The organism is Halorubrum tebenquichense DSM 14210, assembly GCF_000337415.1.
In the GTDB taxonomy this organism is placed as follows: domain Archaea; phylum Halobacteriota; class Halobacteria; order Halobacteriales; family Haloferacaceae; genus Halorubrum; species Halorubrum tebenquichense.
The window spans coordinates 1-6,785 of record NZ_AOJD01000043.1 but is presented as its reverse complement, the minus strand read 5'-3'; the positions used below and the strand labels follow the sequence as shown (position 1 = coordinate 6,785).

Genomic DNA, 6,785 nt, shown 5'->3' with positions numbered 1-6,785 from the left:
GACCAGCCAGCGGCTTGGATGGCACCGAACGACCACGGCTCACATCAGATCGCCGCTTACGCCGGAGCGCAGGGGGCGCGATCCTCATCCTTCGCGGACCTGAACGTACCGGACGACGGGTCATAAACCCATCGAAACGGTACGGGTCCAGCGAAACCGGGCCGACTTGAACGGCCCGAGTCCGCGGTGCGTTCTTCGCATTTCTTCAAATACCGGGGTTGTACTTAACCCCGTCGAACCATCTGCGCCACGTCATGCGGTTTCATGCCGACCCTGTCGATCGTCCCTTCCGTCTGGGGTCGAGGAGGAACCGTGGTCCGAGACGGTGTCTCCGCGGTGATCCGAGTCCGTTCTACCTGCGGCTAAAACGAGAAGTTGGAATCAGCGCGCCCGGAGAGGACTACTCCTCGTCGAGGTACTCGATGCCCTGCTTCGAGACGTTGGCCTTGGTGATGTCGTCGAGATCGTTGAGCCAGAAGTCGTCCTCCGCCTCGTCGACCTCCGGAGCGCTGTCCTTCCAGGCCCACCCCTCGTACTCGTGGACCTTTCGAGTCCCTTTCTCGCGGAGCCGTAGCGTCGTCGGCTCCGCCTCGTCCTCAGAGGGTGCGGGGTCCAGCGTCCGGGCGGCCTTGAGTGCCGCCTGACGCGGCATGTTTCCCGAGAACTCGCTCGGCTCCGATCCGTCTTCCTCCCGAAGGGCAAAGTTTCGCTTACCGTCTTCACGTACCATGGTTTTGCCTCCATGAGACACCAGCACACAGCGTGTAATAAATATATCGGGGAAATGAAAGCTGTGCGGCACAATATTTATATACGATACCGGTTTCTGGTTGCGGTTTCGAGACGGAGACGGGCGCGACGGCGTTGAAATTCGGCCGAGTCGCACCGAGAGCCGAACACGCGCGGGAGAGCGGGTCCGGAGGATCGGGTAAACAACACTTATGTGTCTGCTATGGCGAAGTGCGACAAGCACACCCGCGATGGTCCGTAAAAAGAAGCTCAGCCCCAGTGGCGCGAAAGACGACGAGGGGGAGTATCACAACGTCCACGTGAACCTCCACGAGGACGAGCTCGCCGTCGCCGGCATGGACATCGGTGACGAGGTGTTCGTCCGGGTCCGGGACGGCAAGATAATCATCCAGAAGGCGGACGCGAATCCGGACCAGCTCGAACACGATTTCTGACCCGAACGCGGGACTACGCCTCGAAGCCACGTCCGGGCGGCCGTGTCGGTCGCTGTCGGCGGATTGATTGTCGCTCGTGATGAGATCCAGACGATGGGCGCGTACGACCTGTTGAAACCGGCGCTGTTCCGGCTTCCGCCGGAGACGGCACACGGACTGGTTCATCGACTGCTCGGCGGCGTCCAAGGGACGCCGGTCGGGTCGGCGCTCGCCGACCGGTACGCGGTCAACGACGGGCGGCTCGCGGTCGACGCGTTCGGGTCGGCGTTCCCGAACCCGGTGGGCGTCGCCGCCGGGTTCGACAAGAACGCGGAGGTGCCCCGGGCGCTGGCATCCCTCGGGTTCGGACACGTCGAAATCGGCGGCGTCACCGCCGAGCGCCAGCCGGGAAACCCGCGCCCGCGACTGTTCCGACTGCCGGAGGACGAGGCGCTCGTCAACCGGATGGGGTTCAACAACGAGGGCGCGGACAGGGTCGGGGAGCGTCTCGACCGCGACCCCCTCCCGGACGTCCCGGTCGGGATCAACATCGGGAAGTCAAAGTCGACGCCGCTGGCCGAGGCCCCGGACGACTACCGCTACACGTACGAGCGCGTCGCGGACGCGGGCGACTACTTCGTCGTCAACGTCTCTAGTCCGAACACGCCCGGACTCCGCGAGCTCCAGAACCGCGAGGCGTTGGAGCGCATCCTCGGAACGCTCGACGACGCGGGTGCCGACCCGCTCCTCGTGAAGCTCTCGCCCGACCTCCCCGAGCCGGCCGTCGCGGACGCGCTCGCAGTCGTCGACGACCTCGACCTCGACGGTGTCATCGCGACGAATACGACGACGTCGCGCCCGGACTCGCTCCGAGGCCACAACCGGGCCGAGCGTGGCGGGCTCTCGGGGAAGCCGATCGAGTCGCTCGCGACGGAGCGGGTGCGGTTCGTCGCGGAGCGGACCGACGTTCCGGTGATCGGCGTTGGGGGCGTCTCCGACGCCGCGGGGGCGTACGAAAAGATACGGGCGGGTGCCTCGCTGGTTCAGGCGTACACGGGACTCGTCTACGAGGGGCCGGGACTCGCGCGCGACATCAATGAAGGACTCCTGGAACTGCTCGACCGCGACGGGTTCGACTCCGTCGAAGACGCGGTCGGCGCGGACCTGTAACCGGGTCGAGAATCGAACGGAGAGGCGGTGTTACGCGTCGTTTCGGACGATGACGACGACGTCGTCTGCCTGGAGGAGTTCGCCCTCGCCTCGGTACTGTCGCTCCTCTTCGATCTCGAACTCGTCGTCGACGAGCGTGACGCTCGCGACGCGGAGTTCGTCGCCGTCGATCTCGTAGTCGCCCTGCGCCAGCGCGGCCTCGATGTCGCCGACCTGATCGCCGTACTTCGGACCGACGGTGGCGTAGTCGAGGTCGATTCCGGTGATTACCGTCTCGACGGGCGCGTCACCGTCGGGGTGGACCGCGAGGTCGTCGACGTGCATCACGCCGGTGATCTCGTCCTCGAACCCGCGCACGTCCGCGTACACCTCGACGGCGTCGAGCGTTGCGGTGAGCGGGAGCTGGTTCTCGCTTTTGTACTTCCGGAGCGCGCCGACGACGGCGGTCGCCGCGGTCCCGGCGTCGCGGTCGGCCTCGATCCCCAGCGGCTCGGGCCAGTCGGCGAGGTGAACGGAGTCGGCCGCGCCGTCGGCGGGGTCGACCTCTTCGGGCGCGTCCGGCACGGCGTCGGCGTACATGTCGTGCCACAGCTCCTCGGTCACGTGCGCGAGGAGGGGCGCGAACAGCTTCAGGAACCGGCGGTGGGCGGTCCGGAGCGTGTACGCTGCGGCGGCGTCCTCGCGCTGTTTCGCGATCTCGAGGTAGTCGTCACAGAACGTGTTCCAGAAGAAGCTCCGGAGCTCGTCCCGAGCCTTCGAGAACGCCCGGTCCTCAAGCAGGTCGGTGAGCCGCTCGACCTCGGCGTCGAGTTCGGCCAGCAGCCAGCGGTCGAGTTCGCGGAGGCCGTCGTCCGGGTCGGCCGGGAACGGTTCCGGCGCGAGGGACTCGACGAGCTTCGAGGCGTTCCACAGCTTCCGGATCAACTTCTCGCCCGCGCGGAGGTCCTTCTCCTTGAACGGGAAGTCGTCGCCGACGGCGGTGCCGGCGGCCCAGTAGCGGGTGGCGTCGACCGGGAACTCGTCGAGGACGGTCTCGGGTTCGACGACGTTGCCGACGGACTTCGACATCTTCTCGCGGTTCTCGTCCAAGACGTGGCCGTTGATCATCGTCTCCTCGAACGGGACCTCGCCGGTGTGCTCGTAGCACTTGACGAGGGTGTGGAACAGCCAGAAGCTGATGATGTCGTGGCCCTGCGGGCGGAGGTCGAACCGGTACAGCTCCGGGTGCTCCATGGTGAACTCCTCGGCCTCCTCGTCCCAGTCCCAGCCGGCGTTGATGAGCGGCGTGAGACTGGAGGTGGCCCACGTGTCGAGCACGTCGTCTTCGGGTTCGAACTCGTCGTGACCGCACTCGGGACAGGCGTCGACCGGCGGGTCGTCGGAGAGCGGGTCGACGGGGAGGTCCGCCTTTTCGGCGATGATCTCCTCGCCGCAGTCCTCGCAGTACCACACCGGGAACGGGATGCCGGAGGAGCGCTGGCGGGAGATGAGCCAGTCCCACTGGAGCCCCTCGACCCAGTGCTCGTACCGGGTGAACATCTTCTCGGGCGACCACTCCATCTCCCGGCCGACGTCGAGGTACTCGTCGGTCTTGTCGAGCATTTCGACGTACCACTGCTCGGTGACGAGGAACTCGACGCTCGTCCCGCAGCGCTCGTGGACGTTGACGGTGTGGGTGATGTCGCGGCGGTCGAGCAGCGCGCCCGCCTCGTCGAGGTCCTCGACGATCGCCTCGCCGGCCTCCGAGGAGTGGATCCCCTCGTACCCCTCGGCGACCTCGGTCATGTGACCCGACTCGTCGATGGCGACCCGGAGGTCCAGATCGTGGACTTGGTACCACTCGATGTCGTTCTGGTCCCCGAACGTACAGCACATCACGACCCCGGAGCCCGTCTCCATGTCGACGCGCTCGTCGGCGATGATCGGCACCTCGTGGCCGAACAGCGGGACCTCGGCGGACTCGCCGACGAGGTCCTGGTTCTCGTCGTCGTCGGGGTGGACGAAGACGGCGACGCAGGCCGGAAGCAGTTCCGGGCGCGTCGTCGAGATGACGAACTCCTCCGGGACCTCGTCGCTCGCGTCGCCACCGGCGACCTCGAAGGCGATGTCGTTGAAGTGGCTGGCCTGCTCGTCGTCCTCGGTCTCGACCTGCGAGATTGCGGTCTCGCACTCGGGACACCAGATCGCCGGGGCCTTCTCGCGGTACTCGCGGCCCTGGTCGTACAGGTCGACGAACGACAGCTGGGAGACGCGCTGAACGCGCGGCTCGATCGTCTGGTAGGTGTGGTCCCAGTCGACGGAGACGCCGAGCGACTGGACGTTCTCGGTGAACTGCTCCTCGTAGTCGGCGCAGACCTCCCGGCACTTCGCTTGGAACTCCCGGCGCTCGAAGTCCTGATGGCGGATGTCGAGCTCGTCCTCCGTCAGGCGCTCGGAGGCAATTCCGTTGTCGTCGTACCCGAACGGGAAGAAGGTCGCGCCGCCGTTCATCCGCTCGAAGCGGGCGACGAAGTCCTGGAGCGTGAACCCGTAGAGGTGGCCCATGTGGAGGCTGCCCGATACCGTCGGCGGGGGGGTGTCGATAGAGAAGACCGTGTTCGGATCGACCGGATCGTCGTCGGGGTAGGCGTACGTCTCCTCGTCGACCCATCGCCGCTGCCACCGCGGCTCGACGGCGTCGGGGTCGTACTCACCACTGGGCATTTCAGCCACACGTTCCGCCGGTTCCCCCTTAACGGACTCGGTTGTTGGGGGACGCGGCCCGCAGGCGGCGTCGGACGCGGGCGGATCGGACGGGGAGGGCGGGCGGGGTGGCGGGGTCGGACCCGGTCACACCCGATCGTCGAGGTCGTGTTCGGCGGCCATCTTCGACGCCTCTGACGCGAACCGCTCGACCTCGTCCGCCGGGCTCTCACCGAGCGCGGTCTCCTCGACCTCGCGGCCGGCGGTGACTCCGTCGCCGGTGACGAGCCGCTGTTCGGCCAGCTCCTTCGTGTGCATCCGCTCGCCGTCCTCGGTGGCGTAGGTGAGTCGGACGAGCCCCTTCGAGTCGAACTGCCGGTCGACGAGCCAGACGGTGGTCATCGTCGACAGGATCGACCGCGAGCGAATTAAACCGGGCGATCGACGGGAGTGGCCGCCTCGCGACGCGACGCCAGCTCCGCGTCCGCCCACTCGACCGCGTCCGGCGAGTCGTTCACCACCATCCCGGTTGCGTCTCCGGTCTGTCGGAACGTGATCCCCGCGTGGTCCCCCTCCGGGCCCTCGATCACCCACAGCGCGTACGGGATCGGTCCCGCGCTGCGGTACAGCGAGAAGGAGTCGCGGGAGACGAGCGACGCGACCGGCGTGTCCGAGAGCGCGGAGAGCGCCTCGACCACCTCCGGCTCGGCGATCACCTCCACGTCGAGGCCCTCGCGGTCGAGCGCCCGGTTCAGGATGAACACGTCAGACTTGAGCACGGTCGGGGCCAGCCCCCGCATCGCCGTCGCCCGTTCGAGCAGTTCGCTGCTCGCCGTCGCCGCCTCGGACGGCGCGTGCGGGCCCGCGACGGTCACGGTCGCTCCGGCGAGGAACGCCGACGGGAGCGACGCGTCGCGCGGGAGCTCGTTCAACAGCGGGGCCGCCCGCTCGACCGTCCGCGTCGCGGCCGCGTAGCGGTCGCGCTCGGCGAGCGCGAAGCGGCCGGCCGGGGTGAGCGAGTAGGTCCCGTTGCGCGACTCGACGCAGTCGACGTCCTCTAAGTCGGCGATCGCGCGGTCGACGGTCGAGCGCGAACTCGACAGCCGGTCGACGAGTTCCGGCTTGCTCGCGGGCGCGTCGGCGAGGGCCCGGAACACGTCCGCGCGCTTGTGGAGGGCCGACCGGAGCGCGTCTCCGTCCGATTCCATGCGGGGGGAACGCGCGGCCGATGTAAAAACCGCCCGGGGAGCGAGCGACGGAGGGCGTCGGCGTCAGCGGGCGGTTTCACTACCGTCGGGGGGCGGCATACCCTCATCGTCCGGGAGATCTCCCGATGTGCGGGGACCGTCGCGTGGCTCGGTCTCGGGCCGTGTCGGCGGGGACCCCGCACGGCTTTGTGTCCGCTGTGCGTACCTCCGGTATGCGCGTCGAATTCGACCGGGACACCTGCGTCGGGATGTACCAGTGCGTCGCCGAGTGGGACGCCTTCGAGAAGGATCTGAACGACGGGAAGGCCGACTTGCGGGGGAGCGAGGAGGAGGGCGAGGACCTGTTCGTCGTCGAGGTCCCCGACGGCGAGGAGTTGGACGCGAAGTTCGCGGCCCGGAGCTGCCCGGTCGACGCCATCGAAGTGTACGACGACGACGGCGAGCAGGTGGTTTGAGAACGAATTACGGCCGGCGCGGTCGCCACCGAAGCCCCAGTCGCGACCCGCACCGCGCGGCACCTCGGGCCTCCCCAGCCTCGTCGCTGGCGGTCTTCGCTTCGCTC

Annotated in this window: 7 protein-coding genes; 3 read left to right on the top strand and 4 right to left on the bottom strand. The window is 67.8% G+C overall.

Annotated features, from left to right (window positions below):
- Positions 1-400 precede the first annotated feature (400 nt).
- Complete coding sequence (locus C472_RS07425; RefSeq protein WP_049906423.1) at positions 401-730, bottom strand: non-histone chromosomal MC1 family protein; 330 nt, start codon at positions 728-730, stop codon at positions 401-403.
- Positions 731-980: 250 nt separating this feature from the next.
- Between C472_RS07425 and C472_RS07420 the strand changes: the two genes are divergently transcribed.
- The gene (locus C472_RS07420) at positions 981-1,184 is read left to right on the top strand and encodes a hypothetical protein (protein ID WP_006629199.1); all 204 of its coding nucleotides are present in this window, start codon (positions 981-983) and stop codon (positions 1,182-1,184) included.
- Positions 1,185-1,277: 93 nt separating this feature from the next.
- Positions 1,278-2,333, top strand: coding sequence for a quinone-dependent dihydroorotate dehydrogenase (locus C472_RS07415; RefSeq protein WP_006629198.1), 1,056 nt, complete (start codon positions 1,278-1,280; stop codon positions 2,331-2,333).
- A gap of 30 nt (positions 2,334-2,363) precedes the next feature.
- On the opposite strand, the gene C472_RS07410 is transcribed toward C472_RS07415, so the two are convergent.
- From C472_RS07410 to C472_RS07400, 3 genes are all read right to left on the bottom strand, one after another.
- Positions 2,364-5,036, bottom strand: coding sequence for a valine--tRNA ligase (locus tag C472_RS07410; RefSeq protein WP_006629197.1), 2,673 nt, complete (start codon positions 5,034-5,036; stop codon positions 2,364-2,366).
- 126 nt (positions 5,037-5,162) lie between these two features.
- Positions 5,163-5,417 (bottom strand): hypothetical protein, encoded by a 255-nt coding sequence (locus C472_RS07405; RefSeq protein WP_006629196.1) that lies wholly within the window; start codon positions 5,415-5,417, stop codon positions 5,163-5,165.
- Between the two features lie 26 nt (positions 5,418-5,443).
- Complete coding sequence (locus tag C472_RS07400; RefSeq protein WP_006629195.1) at positions 5,444-6,223, bottom strand: helix-turn-helix transcriptional regulator; 780 nt, start codon at positions 6,221-6,223, stop codon at positions 5,444-5,446.
- A 212-nt stretch (positions 6,224-6,435) separates the two neighbouring features.
- Between C472_RS07400 and C472_RS07395 the strand changes: the two genes are divergently transcribed.
- Positions 6,436-6,678, top strand: a complete 243-nt coding sequence (locus C472_RS07395; protein ID WP_006629194.1) for a ferredoxin — start codon at positions 6,436-6,438, stop codon at positions 6,676-6,678.
- The last annotated feature ends 107 nt before the right edge of the window (positions 6,679-6,785 follow it).